Raw genomic sequence first — 17930 nt, 5'->3', positions numbered from 1 at the left:
TTCAAAGTCGGGGGGCGAGCTGCGGGTCGCGCACGTCGGTGGGCGCCACGGTGTCGCTTCGGGCCACCAGCTTGTGCCCGGTCAGTCGGCTCAATTCGGCGCAGATGGCGGCCTTGTCGTCGTGCAGGTGGGCCACGGCCCGTTCCAGCTCCATGACCTTGGCGCCCACCAGGAAGCGGTACCAACAGCCCTGCAGGAAGTGGTAGACCAGGCCGCTGCGGCCGTCCAGAAAACCGAGCTGGACGATGTAGCGGTACAGGAAATACAGCGTGGCGCTGACGGTGAACGGGATGCGGTTGTAGACACGCTCCTTGACCCATCGCTTGAACGAGGCCTGGAACGAGGCGCTGCGCGCGCTGAGCGCCTCGTCGCGGGCGAACAGGCCGAGCCGCTGGTTGAGCACCTCGATGGCCTCGCGCGTGGCGTACTTGTTGTGCTTGTCGGTGAAGTAGCTCAGGTCGTGCAGGTTGTGGTCGGCGAAGCCGCCGTCGAAGGTGACGGTGCGCCCGCCCCAGACCACCACGTGCTCGTCCATCCAGCGGTCTTCCACGCGGCCCTTGCCATGGCGCCAGAGCCGCAGCATCACGAGCGGGTAGCGCCCGCCGTGGCGCACCCAGCGGTCCATGAAGATGTGCTTGCGCTTGAGGTTCACGCCCACCACCTCGGCCGGCAGCCGCGGCAGTTTTTCGCCGATCTCCCGCGCGAGGTCGGGCTCGATGATCTCGTCGGCGTCCAGGCGCAGCACCCACTCGCCGCGGATGTCGAGCGTGTCGAGCGCCCACTGGAACTGCCGGGCCTGGTTGACGAAGGCGTGCGTGTGGACCTCGGCCCCGAGCCGTTGCGCGATCTCGGCGGTGCCGTCGCTGGAGCCGGAGTCGACCACCACGATCTGGTCCGTGGACGCCTGGATGGAGCGGATGGCGCGCTCCAGGTGGAGGGCTTCGTTGTAGGTCAGGATGACGGCGGTGATGCTCATCGGGGGGGCTCCTCAGGCGTGAAGGGTGGCGATCTCCGCCGCGGGCCTGCGCGGCGAGAAAGCCACCTTGGTGTCGGGCGCCACCGGCTCGCCGAAGGCGATCATCATGATCAGCCGCTCGCCCGCCGGGATGCCGCCGGTGCGGCGGATCGCGGCCTCGGTCTTGTGGTCGATCGCCAGGTTCAGCGGGCAGGCGCCCCAGCCCATGGAGCGGCAGGCGAACATCAGGCACATGGCGAACAGCGCGCCGTCGACGTAGGCCTGGTTGCGTTGCCCGGGCCCGCCCCAGGCGCAGATCTCCGAGCTCACCACGAACAGGTTGCCGACCGTTTCCGCAAAGCCGCGCGAGCCGCCCTGCAGCGCCAGCAGCTGCTGGATGAGGGCGGGGTCCTGGTAGGCATGGACCCGCGAGGACTGGCGGTTGCATTGCGAGGGCGCGAGCTGCGCGAGCGCGATCGCCTCCAGGATGCGGTCGGGGTGCTGCGGCGTGGACCGCATCGTGCGGATGCTCGAGCGGCTGGCGATCAGCTGCTGCAGGTTGTTCAGCGGCTGGCCCAGGAAGGAGTAGTCCCGCGTGCCGCCCTTCCAGGGCCTGGGCAGCTTGGCTTCCCAGGCTTTCAGGTAGCCCGAGATCTCGTCGAGCAAGGGGTCGCTCAGGCCCGCCTTGGCGTGGAAGTTCACGTAGGCGTCCAGCGCGCCCAGCGACATGTGGGCGGGAATCGGTGAGTGCCGGATGTCGTAGCGCGACAGCGCGTTCATGACGAAACGGATCTTGTCCTTGCCGAACAGCGGTTTCGGGTTGGGCAGGGACAGGCCCTTCTCGATCGTGTGGGCTTCGATGAGGATCTTGTAGAACGCGCGCCGGGACGGGTCCACGAAGGGCGAGTACGAGTTGAAGCGCAGGAACAGCACGGCGTCGCGAAAGGCCTCGCTGAAGATGCCGGCCACCTTGAGCAGCTTGTCAAACATGGTGGCGCTCCCTCACCACGCGGTCCTTGAGCTTGCGGCACGGGTGGCCGGCGCAGACGGACCAGGCCGGCACCTCCTTGGTCACGACCGAGCGCGCGCCGATGACGGCGCCTTCCCGGATCACCACGTTCGGGTGCACGAAACTTTCGGCCGCGATCCACACGTGGTCTTCGATCGTGATGGGGCCGGTGATCAGGGGCCGGGACAGGGAGCGGATGTCGTGCGAGCCGGCGCACAGGAAGGTGCGCTGGCTGACCGCGACCTTGGAGCCGAGGGTGATGCGGTCCATGCTGTAGCAGTCCACGCCGTCGCCGAGGGCCGAGAACTCACCCATGCTCAGGTTCCACGGCGCCCAGACTCGGCACGAGGGCGCGATGCGGCAACCGGTGCCGACCTGGGCCCCGAACGAGCGCAGCAGGAAGCGCCGCCAGCCGTGCAGGGCCCAGCGCGGCGTGGGCCGGAACCCGAGCAGCCACACCAGCTCCCAGGCCCAGCGCCGCAGCTTGTCCGTGGAGCTGAACCGGTTGCGGTACCTCAGCGCGCCGAAGTCGCTCATGGGGTTCATGGCGCCACCGCCTTCAGTTGCCCGTTCAGAAATTCGTTGCCGGCCTGCCGCAGGTCCGCCAGCCGCTGGTCCACGGCGGCCCAGTCGATCGCCGTGGCCATCAGGGCCTCGGTCTGCTGCGCCGAGAACGACGCCGCGAAACGGTTTTCCAGACCGACGGCCCGCAGCAGGTGGATGGCGCGGGCATTGGCGGCGGCCTTGTCGCCGGTCAGCCCGGCCACGATGAAGGGCTTCTTGAACAGCAGCGAGAACACGGTGCCGTGGAACGAGTTGGTCACGACGAAACGCGCGTTCTTGACCAGGGCCACCCACTCGGCCGGATCGGGATAGACCGTCTGGCCGATCTCGACCCAGCGCCGGTGCGGGTTGTGCGGCGAGAGGATGGGGCAGCTCAGTTGGCTGGCCACGAGCTCGGCGGTCTGGCGGATGTTGTCGGGCGAGCGCAGCCCGTAGCAGAAGAGGTAGGGCTCGGTGCCGGGGCCGGCGGTGGGCGCCGGGTCGGTCAGTTCCGCGTAGCTGTTGAGCAGCAGGGTCGGGTCGGGCACGTTGGCGGGGCGCTGCCCGGTGGTGCGCTCGACCAGCGTGGCGCCGGAGGCCTCGCGCACCGAGATCGCGTCGAAGTGGTGCAGCAGCTCGGGCAGCTGCGCGGCCTCGTCCGGGGACACGCGGTCGCGGCCGAAGCTCGCGGCGTATGAAATCTTGCGGGCCCGGAACGACTGCGCGAAGGCCAGGAAGTAGTTCGGGTCGAAACCGAAATGCTGGGACGGGCTCCAGATCTGGTCGCTGCCCGCCACGATCAGGTCGTAGGCCTGCGCCGCGGCGAGCGAGGCGCCGTTGTCCGTGGGCGCGGCATCGGTGGAGATGCCCAGGAAATGTTCCCGGAAGCGCACGAACTTCTCCCGCTGGCCCCGGTGGCCGAAGTGCTGGTGGAGGAACGAGGACACCGCCAGGTAGACCACCTTCAGGTCGGCCTTGAGCTTGGCCGGCGAGGTGGGCACGCAGAGGCGCCCGCCGCGCTCGATGTGCGCGGGCCGGTAGTCGATGAAGCTGGCGCGGTGGCCCCGCTCCGTCAACCAGCGGCGCAGGGCATAGGCCTGCAGCGCGGCACCGTAGTTGTCGCTGAAATGGAAGGTGAGAATGCCGATGTTCATTGGGACACCTCCGGTTTCCAGGCCAGGCTGGCCGGCTCGGCGGCCAGCAGGCGCAGGACGTTCTTCTGAAAGCGCGCGGCCACCGCGGCACCGCCCAGGCGGGTGGACTCGGCGGCCGCCAGCGCGGCGCGGTTCCAGTGGAAGTCCTGGCAGATGCTTTGCAGGCGCTCGCGCAGCGAGCGGGCGTTGCCGGCCTCGAACACGTAGCCGTTGCGCCCGTTCTCGATCACGTCGCTGGCCCCGCAGCGGTTGCTGCAGATCACCGGCGTGCCCACCATCAAGGCCTCGTTGACCACCGCGCCCCAGCCGTCGAAGCGGCTGGGCAGCACCAGCACGTCGGCGGCGGCCATGGCCGCGACGGTCTCGGCGTTGGGCAGGGCCGGCGAGAAATCCACCCGCTCGGCGATGCCGAGTTCATGGGCGAGCTGCTGGAGGTTCGCGGCCTCCTGGCCCTGCCCGATGATGCGCAGGTGGGCCGAGGGCACGGCGAGCTGGCTGAACGCCTGCAGCAGCACATCGATCCGCTTGCGCGGAATCAGCTGGCCCGCGTAGAGGATCTCCTTGTGCCCGCGCCGCACCGGCGCGTGCCGCACCGGCGTGCAGTCCACCACGTGCACGAAGGGCACGATGCGCTCGCGGGGGTAGCCGCAGGCGGAGAAGAAGCGCGCGCCGCCGTAGCGGCCCGAGTGGCCGATGCAGAACACGCCGCTGAGGTGGCGGCGGTAGCGCAGCGCGTCCCAGGTGTAGGCCAGCCAGCGAGGCAGCAGGCGCGCGCCCGGCTCGTAGCGGTTCTCCGTCATCAGGAAGCGGTGCACCGGCGCGCCCAGGCTGGCCTGGAAGGCGGCCAGCGGCAGCGCGAAACCGCGCAGGCCGAAGAACACCTGCACCGAGCCGGGCAACGAAGCGAGCTCGGCGGTCTGGGCCGGCGTGGGCGCCCGGTGCACCTGGACCTGGCCGGTGTCGGGCACCGGGTAGCCGCGGTCGCGGTAGTAGGCGGGCAGGTCCTGCGTCACGCACCAGTGCACGGTGTTGCCGGGCAGCTCGGCCAGGGCACGGATGTACGCGGCCTGGTGGAACATGAGGTAGGAATGCCAGAAGACGTAGGTCATGGTGAGAATCCCGCGGGGTGGCGCAGGACGGGGCCTGGCGATGGAGGAAGGGCCGCGGCGCGAAGCCGGGGCGGGCCGAGGTTGAGTTGCAGGAGCAGCAACAGGATCAGCAGCGAGAAGGGGTTGCCGACCGCGATCAGGTAGCGGTTGAAGACCGACTGCACCAGCGCGAACAACAGCATCGAGCCGCTGAGGAAGAGGGCCGGGTTCATCGCGCCGGTGTCGAAGCCGCGGCGCAGGGCGCGCCATGCGGTGAACAGGAAGGTCAGGGCGATCAGCCCGCCCAGCACCACGCCGTGTTCGAGCGCGAGGTTGATGTAGGAGCTCTCCACCGGAAAGCCGATCACCTCGGGGCCGGCGGCGCGCACGCCCCGGCCGGTGAAGAACAGCACCGGGTCGGAGAACACGAGCTCGATGCCGTCGCGCCACAGGTCTTCGCGGCCCGTCGCGCCCGAGGCCGTGCCGCGCGTGGGCGAGTCCAGGTCCAGGATGGTGCTCAGGTAGCCGGCGATGGCGCCCGCCTTGGCCAGGCCGAGGGCCAGCGCGCCGACGGCCGCGAGGCCCAGGGCGGTGCGCGCGCGGCGGGAGCCGCGCCAGGCGATGAGCAGCACGGCGACGGCGCCCGTGACCCCCAGGGCCAGCAGGCTGGCCCGCGCGGACGCGGCCAGCACCATGCTCAGGCACAGCCCGGACATCGCCAGCGCGAACAGCTTCTGGTGGGCGCGCGTGCTGCCGAGGAAGTGCTGGAAGAACAGCAGGCTGCCCCCACCGTACACCAGGCCGGCGAGGTTGGGGTGCATGCCCAGCGGCGTGAAGCGCACCAGCCCCACGCTGCGCTCGACCGTGCCCACCACCGAGGTCAGGTAGTCGGCCGGCTGGACCACCAGCACGGAGGCGATCAGGGCGATGTAGACGCGCCGGAACACCTGGTCGACGCTGGGCCCCCAGGGCTGGCGCGCCAGCACCGCGGCCGAGACCAGCACCATCAGGAACATGGCGCCGTAAGCGACCGACATCGTGTTCTCGCGCGCGAAGGCCACCAGCATGGCGAACAGGAAAGCGCCGCCCACGATGTACTCGGCGGTGCTGAGCTCGATGCGGCGCGTGTCCCCCGCCAGCAGGGCCAGGAAACCGGCGCCGATGAACAGCGCGACCGAGCCCATCTGCACGGCCTGGAACGCCGGGCCTTCCACGTACCAGCCGCCCAGGTAGACGGCCAGGCCGAGCAGCCACAGCGAGAGCAGGCGCAGCAGCGGGTTCATGGCGCGGGCGCCCGCTTGAAGGCGCAGTGCAGGGCCGACATGGCGGGCAGCCATTCGGGCGAGGCCGTGATGTGCCGCAGTTCGTCGACGGTGCGGGTCAGGCGCTGCGGCTGGTGCGTGGAGATGAGCAGCCGGCTCTCGAAGCGGGCCAGCGCATAGGCCAGGGCGAGCGATCCGGTGGCACTGGCCGGGTCGGTGCCCTCGGGCAGCAGGCTGGCCAGCCGGGCCTTGAGCTGGGGGTCGCGCGCCATCGCGGGCCCGATGGCCGGCGCCACGAAGCGCAGGGCGCCGTGCAGCACGTCGTCCGCGGCCACCGGTGTCCACTCGGCGCCCGGGGCCGGGCTGCGGTATTGCGACACGGCGCCGAAGCGCACGAGCTGGTTCATCGGTTCGCCGGTGGAGCTGCCGTAGGCACCGAGCTGCCCCTGGGCGACGTAGCGATCGAGCAGCTCCCGCAAGGGGGCCAGCGTGTGGTGCGGCTGCGCCTCGTGCAGCAGCAGGCAGTCCACGCGCTCGCGCTGCAGCTGCCTCAGGCTGGCCTCGAAGGACTGGGCGATGAACCCGGTGTCGAAGTTGCCGGCGGGGGCGCGCCGGGCCATGCCCTTGAGCACGGCCTGGCGCAGGCCGGGCACCCAGCGGGCCAGCGGCTTGACCACGGCCCGGGCCTTCTGCATCAGGCCGGGCGAGGCGGGGCGGGCCAGCCCGGCCTTGGTCACCACGGTCACGTCCTCCTGCCGGCCCTTGAGGGCCTCGCCCAGCACGGATTCGGACGCGCCGAGCCCATAGGGCGGCGCGGTGTCGAAGTGGCGGATGCCCTGGTCCAGCGCGGCGTGGATCAGGCGCAGCGAGGTCGCCTTGTCGGCGCCGCCGTTGAGGCGGCCGCAGCCGAAGCCCAGCCGCTGGGTCATCAGGTCGTTGGCGGTGAGGTTCATACAGGGACCTCCGGGCGCAGCTGCTCGGCCAGCCGGGCCGTGAGCGCCATGGCGGTGAAGGTGGGATTGGCGTAGCTGGAGGTGCGGAACACCGCGGCCCCGGCGACGTAGAGGTTGTCCGTGCCGAACACGCGCAGCCCGCGGTCGACCACGCCGTCGCGCGCGTGGTGGCCCATGCGGGCGCCGCCGCACTGGTGGTAGGTGTCGGTGGCCTGGTCCAGCGCGCGCGCGTCCTCGTTGGCGAGCAGCGCGTCGATCTCCACCCGCGCCAGCCCGGCCGCCTGCAGGCTGTCGCCGATGCGGCGCATGAAGCCGGCCATGGCGCGCAGCTCGGGCTGGCCGCCGATGCGCCAGTCCAGCTTGGCCAGCGGCATGCCGAAGCGGTCCTTGCGCTGCGGGTCGAGGGTGATGCGGCTGTCGTGGCGCGGCAGCTGCTCGGCGTGCATGACGAGCCAGACGCCGCGGTCGGCCGGGTTGTGGATGCGGTGGTGCCGCAGGTACTGCACGACCATCGGCAGCCAGGCGCTGCCCATGCCGCGCAGGTGGCGCAACAGCTCGCCCAGGCCCTGGCGCGGCAGCGCGCCGCGCCGCAGCGACCTGGCCATCACCTTCAGGTGCTGCAGGTGCTCGGCGATGCTGGACTCGAACGCGAAATAGCCGGTGACCTGCAGCGCCGGGTCGGCGGCGAGGGCGCCCGCGCCGGCGCTGGCGCTGGCCAGCCGCAGCTTGGGCTGGTACTTGTGGCCGCCGAGCACGATGTTCTGGAAGGTGCGCAGGAAGCGCGGCTTGTCCAGCGGGTGCACGCGCCCGCCGCGCATTTCCAGGTGGTCCTGGAAGCCGGCGCCCACCCAGGGGTTGCCGACCCAGGGAGCCTGGGGCTGCTCGGCAGCGCTGGCCAGCAGCAGGCGGGCGATCTCGATGGTGCCGTTGGCCAGCACCACGCGCTGGCCGGCGATGGCGGTGAGGCTGCCGTCGGGCCGCGCCACGCGGACCGTGCTGACGCGCTCGCCGTCGGGCGACAGGTCCAGGCCCGTGGCGTGGGCGTGCAGCAGCACCGTGAGCTTGGGCGCGTTCTGCAGGCGCTCGCGGAAGTGGCGCGCCATGGCGGGCTCCTTGAGCCAGCGCGTGAGGAACAGCGTGAACCCGGGAATGTCGGGGTAGCCGCCGCCGAAGAGCTTGCGCGCCTGGGGCGTGTGCTCGTCGAGCGCGTCGGCCAGCCGCAGTTCCTTGGCCACGGCCTCGTACCAGGGCAGCAGTTCCTCGTAGGTGATGGGCCAGGGCGCGTCCGACACACCGGCGCGGGCCTCGAAATCCGAGGGCACGAAGCCGGTGAGCTGGCCGCCCCAGAGGTTGGAGGTGCCGCCCAGCGCGCGCCCGCGCGCCACGGCGATGCCGCTGTGGGCCCGACCGACGACGGTGGCGTCGTTGAGCGCCTGGGCCGGCGTTTCGAAACCGCCGCCGCCGCTCTCCAGCACCGTCACGCGCTGGCCCTGGCGCTCGAGCAGCACGGCCAGCAACAGGGCCACCGTGCCGCCGCCGACGATGACGACGTCCTGCGCGGTCTCCGGTGGCGGGGCGTGGTTCAGGTCGATGATCATGCGGCGACCCCTGTGGCCGGCGGGCCCTGAAGCCGGTGCTGGCGGTGCAGGCGGCGCACGGCGCGTGTGGCGGTGAGCCAGACCAGGGCCTCGCCCAGCACCATGGCGGCCACCACGCCCGTCATGCCGGCGCTGCGCCAGACCAGCCAGGCCACCACCAGCGAGACCACGGCGGCCATCAGGCTCTGCGCGGCCAGGCCGGCATGGCGGTTGATGGACATGAGCACGACGCGCGGGACCTGGGTGGCCGAGCACACGGCGGCGTAGAGCAGGAACAGCGCCATGCTGGTGGCGGTGAAGGGAATCTGGCCGTGCGTCCAGACCTCGAGCAGCCAGGGCGACACCAGGTACACCAGCAGCGCGCCCGCGGCGGCGATGAGCAGGCCCAGGTGCTTGGCCCGGCGGTAGAGCTTCCAGAAGGCGTGGTCGTCCTGCTGGCCTTTGAGGGCGGTGAGCTCTGGCCAGAGCGGGTTGCTCAGCGCGTTGGTGACCTGCACCACGACCCGGGCGACGGTGCGGTAGGTGTTGAACACGGCGGTGGCGGCGGGGCCCAGCGTGGCCGCCACCAGCAGGGTGAAACCTTGCAGGCTGAGCGCGTTGGTCATCGAGATCGAGAAGAACAGCGCACCCGGCGCGGCGGTCTGTCGCACGTCGGCCCAGCTGGCGCGCGCCACGCCCCAGCGCAGGAAATCGGTGCGCCGCTGGCTCAGGCCGATGCTCAGCGCCGTGTAGCCCAGCCGGGCCAGCAGGGCCGAGCTGGCCACGCCGATGAAGGTCTGCGTGAGCACCAGACCGGCCAGGCCACCGGCCCATTCGACCAGGCGCCCGGTGGTGACGAGGTAGGTGCCCGCCGCGTAGCCGCCGGTGGCCTTGTAGACCACCTCGGCCAGGCTGCAGAACAGGCTGAGCACCACGCTGAGGGACAGCAGCATGAGCACGGCCTTCCACTGCGGCGCCTGCAAGGTGGTGTCGGGCAACAGCAGCAGCGCGGCGCCCACCGCGAGCAGGGCCAGCAGCGAGACGCTCAGCAGAAAGGCCACGGCGCTCTGGAACACCCCGGCCGCGCGCGCCTTCTGGCCCTGCGTGATGAGACCGATCATCCGGTTGCACGAGGCGGTGGAGATGCCGGCGTCGGCCATCGACAGGTAGAAGGGCAGTGCCGTCAGGGCCAGCCAGTAGCCGTAGGTGGCATGTCCCAATGGTGGAGGAAGACCGGCAAGGCCACCAGTTGCGTGCCGATGCTCACCGCCTGCGCATAACCGTAGGCGCCCGCGCCCGAGGCCATGCGGCGCGCGATGGACGCGCGGCGGGTGGGGGCGGTGCGCAAGGGGGCGGACATGGGGATCGGCACCGGGTGCTCAGTGTTCGCTGGAGACGGCCACGGCGTAGCCGTGGTGCTTGAGCAGGGCGTGGCGCTGGGCGTCGGCCAGGTCGGAGACCACCATCTCCGTCACCATGTCCTGCAGCGCGATCCGGGGCACCCAGCCCAGCGTGTTCTTCGCCTTGGCCGGGTCGCCCAGCAGGGTTTCCACCTCGGTCGGGCGGAAGTAGCGCGGGTCCACCTTCACGATCACCTGGCCCGGCCGCAGCGCCGGCGCCTTGTCGCCTTCGACGGCCTGCACGATGGCCTGTTCGTTCACGCCCTGGCCCTCGAAGCGCAGGGTGATGCCCAGCTCGCGCGCGCTCATCTCGATGAACTGGCGCACGCTGTACTGCACGCCGGTGGCGATGACGAAATCTTCGGGTTGTGCCTGCTGCAGCATCATCCATTGCATGCGCACGTAGTCCTTGGCATGGCCCCAGTCGCGCAGCGAATCCAGGTTGCCCATGTAGAGGCAGGGCTCCAGCCCCTGGGCGATGTTGGCCAGGCCGCGCGTGATCTTGCGGGTGACGAAGGTCTCGCCGCGGCGCGGGGATTCGTGGTTGAACAGGATGCCGTTGCAGGCGTACATGCCGTAGGCCTCGCGGTAGTTCACCACGATCCAGTACGCGTAGAGCTTGGCCACGGCGTAGGGGCTGCGCGGGTAGAAGGGCGTGCTTTCCTTCTGCGGGATTTCCTGCACCAGACCGTAGAGCTCGGAGGTGCTGGCCTGGTAGAAGCGGGTCTTCTTCTCCAGCCCGAGGATGCGGATCGCTTCGAGCAGGCGCAGCGTGCCCAGGCCGTCCACGTCGGAGGTGTATTCGGGGCTTTCGAAGCTCACCGCCACATGGCTTTGCGCGCCGAGGTTGTAGATCTCGTCGGGCTGGGTCTCCTGCACGATGCGGATCAGGTTGCTGGTGTCGCTCAGGTCGCCGTAGTGCAGGTGGAAGCGCGCGTCGTCGATGTGCGGGTCCTGGTAGATGTGGTCCACGCGCTGGGTGTTGAACTGGCTGCTGCGGCGTTTGATGCCGTGCACGATGTAACCCTTTTCGAGCAGCAGCTCGGCGAGGTAGGAGCCGTCCTGCCCGGTGACGCCGGTGATGAGCGCGACCTTGGGCTGGGTGTGGGGGATGGGCGGGTTCTGGGTCATGGTGTTGGGCTCGCGAAGGTCAGTGGGCGGCGGCGTGCTGCAGGAAGTCCTGGTACGTGAGGGCCAGGCCGGCGGGGAGATCGACCTTGGCCTGCCAGCCCAGGCTGTGCAGGCGGCTGCTGTCCATCAGCTTGCGGGGCGTGCCGTCGGGCTTGCTGGCATCGAAGCGGATGCCGCCCTCGAAGCCGGTGATGCGGGCCACGCTGTGCGCGAGCTCGGCGATGGTCAGGTCCGACCCGGAGCCCACGTTGATGTGGCTGAGCATGGGCTGGGTGTGCTGCTCGTAGTCGGCCTTGGCCAGGTTCATCACGTGCACGCAGGCGGCGGCCATGTCGTCGACGTAGAGGAACTCGCGCATCGGCTTGCCGCTGCCCCAGATGGCGACCTCGGGCGTGCCCGCCATCCGGGCCTGGTGGAAGCGGCGGATCAGCGCGGGGATGACGTGGCTGTTCTCGGGGTGGTAGTTGTCGCCCGGGCCATAGAGGTTGGTGGGCATGACGCTGCGGTAGTCCACGCCGTGGCTGGCGCCGAACTGGCGGTTGTAGCTTTCGCAGAGCTTGATGCCGGCGATCTTGGCCACGGCGTAGGGCTCGTTGGTGGCTTCCAGCGGCGCGGTGAGCAGGGCGTGCTCGCTCATGGGCTGCGGCGCGAGCTTGGGGTAGATGCAGCTCGAGCCGAGGAACAGCAGCTTGCGCACGCCGTTGCAGAAGGCGGCCTCGATCACGTTGGCCGCGATCATGAGGTTCTGGTAGATGAAGTCGGCGGGGAACACGCTGTTGGCGTGGATGCCGCCGACCTTGGCCGCGGCGAGGTAGACCTGTTGCGGTTTGGTGCGCGCGAAGAAGGCGCGCACGGCGGCCTGGTCGGTCAGGTTGAGGTCGGCGTGCGTGCGCGTCACGATGTGGCTGGCGGGATGGCCGGCCGCGCGCAGCTGCCGCACGATGGCCGAACCGACCATGCCGCGGTGACCGGCGACGTAAATGGTGTCAGGGGTGTTCATCAGCAGGCTCCTTCTTGTCTGAGGACCACGCGCACGGTGCGCAGCATGATCACGAGGTCGTACCAGAGCGACCAGTTGCGCACGTACCAGAGGTCCATGTTGATGCGGTGCTGGAACGTGCTGGTGCTGCGGCCGCTGATCTGCCACAGGCCGGTGATGCCGGGGCGGGCCTTGCCGTAGGCGGCGATGCTCTTGCCGTACTCGTCCAGCTCGCGCGCCAGCAGCGGGCGCGGGCCGACCAGGCTCATGTCGCCGCGCAGCACGTTGATGAGCTGGGGCAACTCGTCGATGCTGGTGCGGCGGATCAGGCGGCCGATCTTCGTGATGCGCGGGTCGTTGGCGAGCTTGAAGTTGCTGGCCAGGTACTGCACGTAGAGCTTTTGATTCTCGGTCTTCCAGCGCTCCAGGGCGCCGTCGGCGTCCATCACCATGCTGCGGAACTTGATGAAGTCGAACAGCTGGCCGTCCACGCCCACGCGCTTCTGCACGAAGAAGGCGGGCCCCGCGTCGTCGCGTTTGATGCGCCAGGCGACCCAGGCAAACAGCGGCGCGAGCAGCACCAGCAGGGCGGTGGCGCCCACGATGTCGAGCGCGCGCTTGAGCACCTGCGGACCGCGCCGGTTGAGGTTGTTGCGCGCGCGCAGCAGCAGCACGTCGTGGCTGAAGAAGTGCGAGACTTCCATGCCGTAGATGGGCAGGCCGCCGAGCGCGGGCACCATGACGAGGTCGTCGCGCGTGAGCATGAGTTCCTCGGCGAGTTCGCGCAGCCAGTTGTTGTCCCGGATGCCGAGCACGCCCACCAGCTGGTGGGGCCCGGGCCGGGCGAGGAACTCGCGCACGCCCGGCGTCAGCGCGGTCGGTGCGGCGACGTGCCCGCCGCCGAGCTGGACCAGCCGCGCGCCGGGGTCGGGACAGACCACAGCCACCGGCTTGTAGCCCAGCAGCGGCTCGCTGGCCAGGGCGGCCGCGGCCTTCTCCACGTCGTCGGGGTGGCCGATGAGCACATAGGGTTGCGCGAGCAGGCCCGCGCGCAGCAACCCGTGGCGCACGGCCAGGCGCGACAGCGGCAGCAGGACGAGCACCAGGCCCCAGGTGGCGCCGGTCCACAGGCGCGAGAGCGGCCACTTGGCGAGGTAGATGACCATGGCATCGAGCAAGGCCGCGAGCACGATCACCTGGATCAGCTGGCGGGTCTCGTCCCACCAGGGCTTGCGGCGGTGCGCCGAGTAGTGGCCCTGCACGGTCCACATCCAGCTCACCATGGTCAGCGCGACCGCGGCGAACAGCGTGAGGCGCAGGTGGCCATTGGCGGCCCACCACACGTTCATGGCCTGCGAGAGGCTGATCTCGTCGCGCAGCCACGCGGGCAGGCGGCCCGCCACGAAACACAGCGCGAGCACGCACAGATCGGTGAGCACCAGCCAGGCCTTGACCTTCTGCTGGCGCCGCGCGAGATCGGCCCAGGGGGTGAGGCTGCGGGCGAGGTCGTGTTCGTTGTAGAGCGGGACGACGACGCCCGGGCCGGCTTCGGTGGGCGCGGGCGAGGGTGACGGCCTCTCCCGGGGATGGGTGCGCGCGCGGGCCATGTCAGTCAGCGCCCGCTGAAGATGGAACGGGCCGATGGCGGGGCCCCATGCCGGTGCATGGAATGCACTCGGAAAGCGCGCGCGGCGCACAGGAATAACGGGTGACTGAAGCACGGCATAGGTGCACTCCCTGGGTTCGTTGACGGTTCGCAGGCATGCAGCGCTGCGTTCGCCTTTTCTTTTTAGGCCACGAAAAAGCGCGAGATGTAACGAGCTTTGAGTTAAGCCACGAGGCTTGTGTAGGACTGAACCTTGCTTCGATGCGAGGCCAAGTGCCGTGCGAGGGGTGTGCGCCTTAATTGATGGAACTTATGTTCTTGAGCGGACTCACAATGCGCCAGGAGGTGAAGCGATGCGAGTGGCCGAAGCGATCGAGCTGGATGCAAAAACCGAGCGTGCCTTGCGCACGCTGGCCCAGGGACGGCGGGTCGAGGCCCGCGTGAAGCAGCGCGCCAGCGTCATCCTGCTGGCGGCGCAAGGGTGGCAGAACAAGGACATTGCGGACGAGGTCAAGCTCGATCGGCGGCAGGTGGCCTTGTGGCGGCGGCGCTTCATCGAAGGCGGCCTCGAGGTCCTGCTGCAGGACGCGCCGCGTTCGGGGCGCACACCGAGCGTGACGTCGGCGCTCGAGTCGCATATCGTGAGCACGACGCTGCACGAACAACCGGCCGAAGCCGCGCAGTGGAGCACGCGCACGCTGGCCTCTTACCTGGGTCTGGGCGCCACCACCATCCGCCGGGTGTGGCAGCGTAATGGCATCAAACCGCACGCGGCGGAGTGATCAAGTCATAAGTGCAGACCAAAATGGCGCAGTGCAGCAATTGACCTGTTGAATGGCCGTTTGCGCGCGGATGAGGGGTTTACATCCCGAAACCCGTTTTCGTGGACCAGCGGCCACGACGAACGGTTAAATGGCCGAGATGTCGGTCTGCACCGGCCAGTGAAGCGCGTTGGCGCGGCTGTCGCCGGTGCCGAAGCGGTGCTGCAGCAGCACGGTGTATTGCCCCGGGCGGGTGCCGCAGAGGCGGTAGCCGTCGGCCACCGGGCTGAGCTGAACGCCGCTTTGTGGGGCGGTTTGCAGCTCCCAGGTGCCGAGTTGGGGCGCGGCGCGCCGCAGCGAGACGCAGAAGCCCCGTTTCATGTTGGACATCACCACCAGGCGTTGTTCGGCGCTGGCCTTGCCGTCGGCGGTGTCGAGCAGTTGGGGGGTGGCTGTTTTCAATGACCCGCATGATGGGCGGGATGACGATGCGGAAGTCGAGCGAGGCGCCGGCCTTGCCCTGAGGCACCAGCACGCTCTCGCCGATGCTGGTCGCGGGGACCAGCATCAGGGCACTGGCGGCCAGTGCGGGGAGGGCGAGGCGGTGGGGGGGCATGACCCACTATCGGCCCACTTCCTCCAAACTTAATACCCCTGCTCGGGGAAGGCTGGCGCGCCGCAAGGGCATGCCCGGCGCGGGTTCACTCGCTGCGCTGCACCGGAATGCTGACAGAGGCGCTTTCCCGCAGGCGCACGTCGACCTTGGCCTGGCCCTGGTCCACCACGTTCCAGGGCAGTGGCAGCGTCTCGCCGCGCACGCTCACGGTGCGCGGGCCGCCGGCCACGAAGGGGAATTCGAAGCGGCCCTGGCTGTCGGTTCGCACGGCGTAGCGGTTGTCCAGGTAGACGGTGACGTTGGGCACGCCCTGTTCGCTGGCTTCCTGGGTGCCGCTGCGGTTGGCGTCGAAGTACACCGTACCGACGATGCGGCCGCCGCCGTCGCTGGCCCGGCCGCCCAGCGGCACGTTGCGGCTGCCGGCTTCGAGCTCGTAGCGCAGCACGGCGTAGAAGGAGCGGTCCGACTCGGGGATCACGATGGCCAGCGGCGGCGCCAGCGGGTCCAGCGAGGGGTTGAAGCGGCTGCGGCCGGTGGAGCGGTTGTAGTTGGCCTCCACGCTCCAGCGCGGGTCGATGCGCCAGTGGCCGCCCAGGTTGAGGCTGTGGCGCGATTGCCCGGTGTTGCTGTGTTCGGTGTTGAGGTTGCCGCGCAGGCTGGCCTTGTTCGTGATCGGCGCGGACACGCTGAGCGCGGCGCTCCAGACCGATTCCCGGGGGCGGCCCTGGTAGGCGTCGTAGGCGCCGGTGCCCAGGCTGGTGGAGACGGCCCAGCTCTGCGGCACCAGCCATTCCTGGTCCCAGGTCAGCCAGCGCGAGTTGGCCTCGTTGTCGCTGTGCACGAACTCCAGGCGCAGGCCGCTGTGGCCCCAGCCGTTCTGGAAGCGCCAGTCGCCGTAGCTGCTCCAGGCGTCGCCGTCGAAGCGGCGCACCGTGGTGCCGGCGCCCACGGTGTGGTCGCGGTTGAGGCGCCAGCGCGCCGAGCCGGTGGCGAAGAAACCGCTGCCGCTGCGCCCGCTGATCGAGTCCAGCCAGTCCACCGAGCCCTCGGCCGACCACTGGCGCGTGCGCCAGCTGGTGCGCGCGTAGGCGCCCACGAGGTCGTTCGCCAGCGGCAGGTTGGCCCAGCTCAGGTCCTGCTCGAGCCGGTAGGCGCCCAGGCCGTGCCGGCGCGGGCCGTCGTCCCATTCGCCGTCGACCCAGAAGCCGCTGCGCGCGCCGTTCAGGTTGTTGGCCTGGGTGCGCAGCACCTGGCCCTGGATGCGGTGCTCGGCACCTTCGTGCCGCAGCGCCAGCAGGGTGGAGTTGGCGTCGACGATGTCGCTGGCCTGCAGCGGCACGTCCAGGTTGGAGACCTTGCGCGCGTCCTCGTGCTGCAGGGCGAGCGTCCAGCCCTGGTGGGACAGGGGGTTCGCACCGTCCGCGTTGAGGCGCCATTGCCCACCGAACGAGGTGCGCTGGCCCGGAAGCTTGCGAAAGCCGTTGGCCGGGAGGAAGTCCAGCCGGCCGGGTTCACCGGTGCTGGCCTGCAGTTGCAGACCGGCACCGGGGTTCTCCCACTCGGTGCTGATGCCCTGCACGATGGCCGAAGGCAGGTAGATGCGCGCGGGCAGGCGCAGGATGCCGGGCGTGGGCGGGTTGATCACGCCCAGCTCGTTGCTCATCAGCCAGCCGCCGGAGAGCGGCATCGCGCGCTGGCGCAGCGTGAGCGTGCCGCTGCTGTCGCTGGGCGCGTAGGTGCCGTCGATGGAGAGGGAGCCGTGGTTGGGCGTCTCCAGCAGGCCGTAGATGCCATAGCCGATGCGGGTCTTGCGCGCCGCGTCGAAGGGCTGGGTGCCCAGGCGGGTCTCCAGGCGCAGAAAACGCGGCCAGCCCTGGCGGTCGTAGGCATAGGCCTCGGCGTCCTCCGCCGGTTCGGGCGGCAGGCCCTCGATCACCCGGTCTTCGTAGGCGGGTGCGCTGGTGGGGGAGGGGGGAGGTGGGGCCGCGCTCTGCGCCCAGGCCGCCAGCCAGGGGGTCGATGCACCCAGGAGCGCCAGCAGGCAATGGGACGGGCGCGGCACCAGCCCCCTCATGGAGCGAAGCTCGCGTCCAGCGGCAGGCGGTTCTTGCCCCATTCGAGGTTGCCCTTGACCGTCAGCGGAAAGCGCACCGTGGGCGTGGGTTTGCCGTTCTCGGCGACCGGCGTGATCGCGATGCGCCGCGTCTCGCCCGGCAGGATGGGCAGGTCGGCCGGCGCCATCTCGAAGCGCGCGCCGCTGGCGTCGGTGCCGTTGACGAAACCTTCGAGGCGACCGTGGGCATTGCCCAGGTTGCGCACCTCGACCACGGCGCTGGGCTGGCCATCCACCTGGGCCACGCGGGTGCCGGTGATCTCCAGCTTCGGGGTGGCGTCGCCGATGGTGGCGTACACGATCACGCCGATGCGGCCACCCACGGGGAAATTGAGGTCGCCCTGCACGCGCGCGGGCTCCAGGCCCTCGATCATCAGCGCGAAGCGGCACTCGCGCGCCGGCGTGCCCGGCGGGGGCGTGATCTCGAAGCGGTAGCGGTAGCGCGCGCCGGGCTCGATCGTCAGCTCGCGCCGCTCGACCGCGACCCAGGGCCGGCAGCTGTCGGCGGCGAGCGCGTCGCTGAAGGCCACCGAGTTGTCGGGCAGGAAGGTCCAGTCGTTGGTGTAGATGCGGTAGTTGCCTTTTTGCTGCCCCACGTGCTGGATCTCCACCACCTGGCGCAGGTTCTGACCGGGCGCGACCTGCACCTCGAAGCGCGGGGGCGTGATGTAGGCCGCGAAGCCCTGCGCGAACGCGCCGTGGGAGGCGCTGGCCAGGGCGAGGGCGCCCAGCGCGAGGGCGGGGCAGCGAAAGAGGCTCAGGAATGCAGGGCGCATGGCGGAA

General features: G+C 70.1%; 17 protein-coding genes. 1 reads left to right on the top strand and 16 read right to left on the bottom strand.

The genetic code is table 11. The features are described 5' to 3' along the window. Window position 1: 1 nt before the first annotated feature. From ACFJI0_RS21835 to wbaP, 13 genes are read right to left on the bottom strand one after another with little or no spacing between them, the layout of a single operon-like run. Entirely contained in the window at window positions 2–976 is a 975-nt protein-coding gene (locus tag ACFJI0_RS21835; RefSeq protein ID WP_382322288.1) for a glycosyltransferase family 2 protein, read from the bottom strand. Between the two features lie 12 nt (window positions 977–988). After that, window positions 989–1945, bottom strand: coding sequence for a nitroreductase family protein (locus ACFJI0_RS21830; RefSeq protein ID WP_382322287.1), 957 nt, complete (start codon window positions 1943–1945; stop codon window positions 989–991). Beyond that, window positions 1938–2510 carry a putative colanic acid biosynthesis acetyltransferase gene (locus tag ACFJI0_RS21825; RefSeq protein WP_382153018.1) on the bottom strand — a complete coding sequence of 191 codons (573 nt, stop codon included), beginning with the start codon at window positions 2508–2510 and terminating at the stop codon, window positions 1938–1940. The genes ACFJI0_RS21830 and ACFJI0_RS21825 overlap by 8 nt, the downstream gene beginning before the upstream one ends. After that, window positions 2507–3661: a polysaccharide pyruvyl transferase family protein gene (locus ACFJI0_RS21820; protein ID WP_382322286.1), complete on the bottom strand. Its 1155-nt coding sequence runs from the start codon at window positions 3659–3661 to the stop codon at window positions 2507–2509. The genes ACFJI0_RS21825 and ACFJI0_RS21820 overlap by 4 nt, the downstream gene beginning before the upstream one ends. After that, window positions 3658–4770 carry a glycosyltransferase gene (locus ACFJI0_RS21815; RefSeq protein ID WP_382322285.1) on the bottom strand — a complete coding sequence of 371 codons (1113 nt, stop codon included), beginning with the start codon at window positions 4768–4770 and terminating at the stop codon, window positions 3658–3660. The genes ACFJI0_RS21820 and ACFJI0_RS21815 overlap by 4 nt, the downstream gene beginning before the upstream one ends. Next, complete coding sequence (locus tag ACFJI0_RS21810) at window positions 4767–6032, bottom strand: O-antigen ligase family protein (protein WP_382322284.1); 1266 nt, start codon at window positions 6030–6032, stop codon at window positions 4767–4769. Before ACFJI0_RS21810 ends, ACFJI0_RS21815 begins: the two co-directional genes overlap by 4 nt. Beyond that, window positions 6029–6964: an aldo/keto reductase gene (locus ACFJI0_RS21805; RefSeq protein WP_382153030.1), complete on the bottom strand. Its 936-nt coding sequence runs from the start codon at window positions 6962–6964 to the stop codon at window positions 6029–6031. Before ACFJI0_RS21805 ends, ACFJI0_RS21810 begins: the two co-directional genes overlap by 4 nt. Continuing rightward, on the bottom strand, window positions 6961–8562 hold the full coding sequence (locus ACFJI0_RS21800) for a GMC oxidoreductase (protein WP_382322283.1): 1602 nt from the start codon (window positions 8560–8562) through the stop codon (window positions 6961–6963). Before ACFJI0_RS21800 ends, ACFJI0_RS21805 begins: the two co-directional genes overlap by 4 nt. Next, window positions 8559–9761 (bottom strand): lipopolysaccharide biosynthesis protein, encoded by a 1203-nt coding sequence (locus ACFJI0_RS21795; RefSeq protein WP_382322282.1) that lies wholly within the window; start codon window positions 9759–9761, stop codon window positions 8559–8561. Before ACFJI0_RS21795 ends, ACFJI0_RS21800 begins: the two co-directional genes overlap by 4 nt. After that, window positions 9725–9901 carry a hypothetical protein gene (locus ACFJI0_RS21790; protein WP_382322281.1) on the bottom strand — a complete coding sequence of 59 codons (177 nt, stop codon included), beginning with the start codon at window positions 9899–9901 and terminating at the stop codon, window positions 9725–9727. Before ACFJI0_RS21790 ends, ACFJI0_RS21795 begins: the two co-directional genes overlap by 37 nt. Before the next feature lie 19 nt (window positions 9902–9920). Beyond that, window positions 9921–11072, bottom strand: a complete 1152-nt coding sequence (gene gmd, locus ACFJI0_RS21785; protein WP_382322280.1) for a GDP-mannose 4,6-dehydratase — start codon at window positions 11070–11072, stop codon at window positions 9921–9923. A gap of 19 nt (window positions 11073–11091) precedes the next feature. Further along, a complete protein-coding gene (locus tag ACFJI0_RS21780; protein ID WP_382322279.1) occupies window positions 11092–12072 on the bottom strand; it encodes a GDP-L-fucose synthase family protein in 981 nt (326 codons plus the stop codon). Beyond that, window positions 12072–13658, bottom strand: a complete 1587-nt coding sequence (gene wbaP, locus ACFJI0_RS21775) for an undecaprenyl-phosphate galactose phosphotransferase WbaP (protein WP_382322278.1) — start codon at window positions 13656–13658, stop codon at window positions 12072–12074. Before wbaP ends, ACFJI0_RS21780 begins: the two co-directional genes overlap by 1 nt. A 358-nt stretch (window positions 13659–14016) precedes the next feature. Between wbaP and ACFJI0_RS21770 the strand changes: the two genes are divergently transcribed. Continuing rightward, on the top strand, window positions 14017–14439 hold the full coding sequence (locus tag ACFJI0_RS21770) for a helix-turn-helix domain-containing protein (protein ID WP_382322277.1): 423 nt from the start codon (window positions 14017–14019) through the stop codon (window positions 14437–14439). A gap of 126 nt (window positions 14440–14565) precedes the next feature. On the opposite strand, the gene ACFJI0_RS21765 is transcribed toward ACFJI0_RS21770, so the two are convergent. The 3 genes from ACFJI0_RS21765 to ACFJI0_RS21755 all read right to left on the bottom strand — a co-directional run bounded on the left by ACFJI0_RS21765 (window position 14566) and on the right by ACFJI0_RS21755 (window position 17923). Continuing rightward, window positions 14566–14880 (bottom strand): hypothetical protein, encoded by a 315-nt coding sequence (locus ACFJI0_RS21765; RefSeq protein WP_382322276.1) that lies wholly within the window; start codon window positions 14878–14880, stop codon window positions 14566–14568. A 239-nt stretch (window positions 14881–15119) separates the two neighbouring features. Then, the gene (locus tag ACFJI0_RS21760; protein ID WP_382322275.1) at window positions 15120–17096 is read right to left on the bottom strand and encodes a hypothetical protein; all 1977 of its coding nucleotides are present in this window, start codon (window positions 17094–17096) and stop codon (window positions 15120–15122) included. Window positions 17097–17104: 8 nt separating this feature from the next. After that, complete coding sequence (locus ACFJI0_RS21755; protein ID WP_382322274.1) at window positions 17105–17923, bottom strand: hypothetical protein; 819 nt, start codon at window positions 17921–17923, stop codon at window positions 17105–17107. Window positions 17924–17930: the final 7 nt, after the last annotated feature.

It is taken from the genome of Hydrogenophaga sp. UC242_53 (genome assembly GCF_042696965.1).
Lineage (GTDB): Bacteria > Pseudomonadota > Gammaproteobacteria > Burkholderiales > Burkholderiaceae_C > Hydrogenophaga.
This window is presented reverse-complemented; position numbering and strand designations above follow the sequence as displayed.

Bases quoted from the DNA above. Each gene is read 5' to 3' on its own strand.
- ACFJI0_RS21835 (WP_382322288.1), bottom strand. From the start codon at position 976: ATGAGCATCACCGCCGTCATCCTGACCTACAACGAAGCCCTCCACCTG.
- ACFJI0_RS21830 (WP_382322287.1), bottom strand. From the start codon at position 1,945: ATGTTTGACAAGCTGCTCAAGGTGGCCGGCATCTTCAGCGAGGCCTTT.
- ACFJI0_RS21825 (WP_382153018.1), bottom strand. From the start codon at position 2,510: ATGAACCCCATGAGCGACTTCGGCGCGCTGAGGTACCGCAACCGGTTC.
- ACFJI0_RS21820 (WP_382322286.1), bottom strand. From the start codon at position 3,661: ATGAACATCGGCATTCTCACCTTCCATTTCAGCGACAACTACGGTGCC.
- ACFJI0_RS21815 (WP_382322285.1), bottom strand. From the start codon at position 4,770: ATGACCTACGTCTTCTGGCATTCCTACCTCATGTTCCACCAGGCCGCG.
- ACFJI0_RS21810 (WP_382322284.1), bottom strand. From the start codon at position 6,032: ATGAACCCGCTGCTGCGCCTGCTCTCGCTGTGGCTGCTCGGCCTGGCC.
- ACFJI0_RS21805 (WP_382153030.1), bottom strand. From the start codon at position 6,964: ATGAACCTCACCGCCAACGACCTGATGACCCAGCGGCTGGGCTTCGGC.
- ACFJI0_RS21800 (WP_382322283.1), bottom strand. From the start codon at position 8,562: ATGATCATCGACCTGAACCACGCCCCGCCACCGGAGACCGCGCAGGAC.
- ACFJI0_RS21790 (WP_382322281.1), bottom strand. From the start codon at position 9,901: ATGTCCGCCCCCTTGCGCACCGCCCCCACCCGCCGCGCGTCCATCGCG.
- gmd (WP_382322280.1), bottom strand. From the start codon at position 11,072: ATGACCCAGAACCCGCCCATCCCCCACACCCAGCCCAAGGTCGCGCTC.
- ACFJI0_RS21780 (WP_382322279.1), bottom strand. From the start codon at position 12,072: ATGAACACCCCTGACACCATTTACGTCGCCGGTCACCGCGGCATGGTC.
- wbaP (WP_382322278.1), bottom strand. From the start codon at position 13,658: ATGGCCCGCGCGCGCACCCATCCCCGGGAGAGGCCGTCACCCTCGCCC.
- ACFJI0_RS21755 (WP_382322274.1), bottom strand. From the start codon at position 17,923: ATGCGCCCTGCATTCCTGAGCCTCTTTCGCTGCCCCGCCCTCGCGCTG.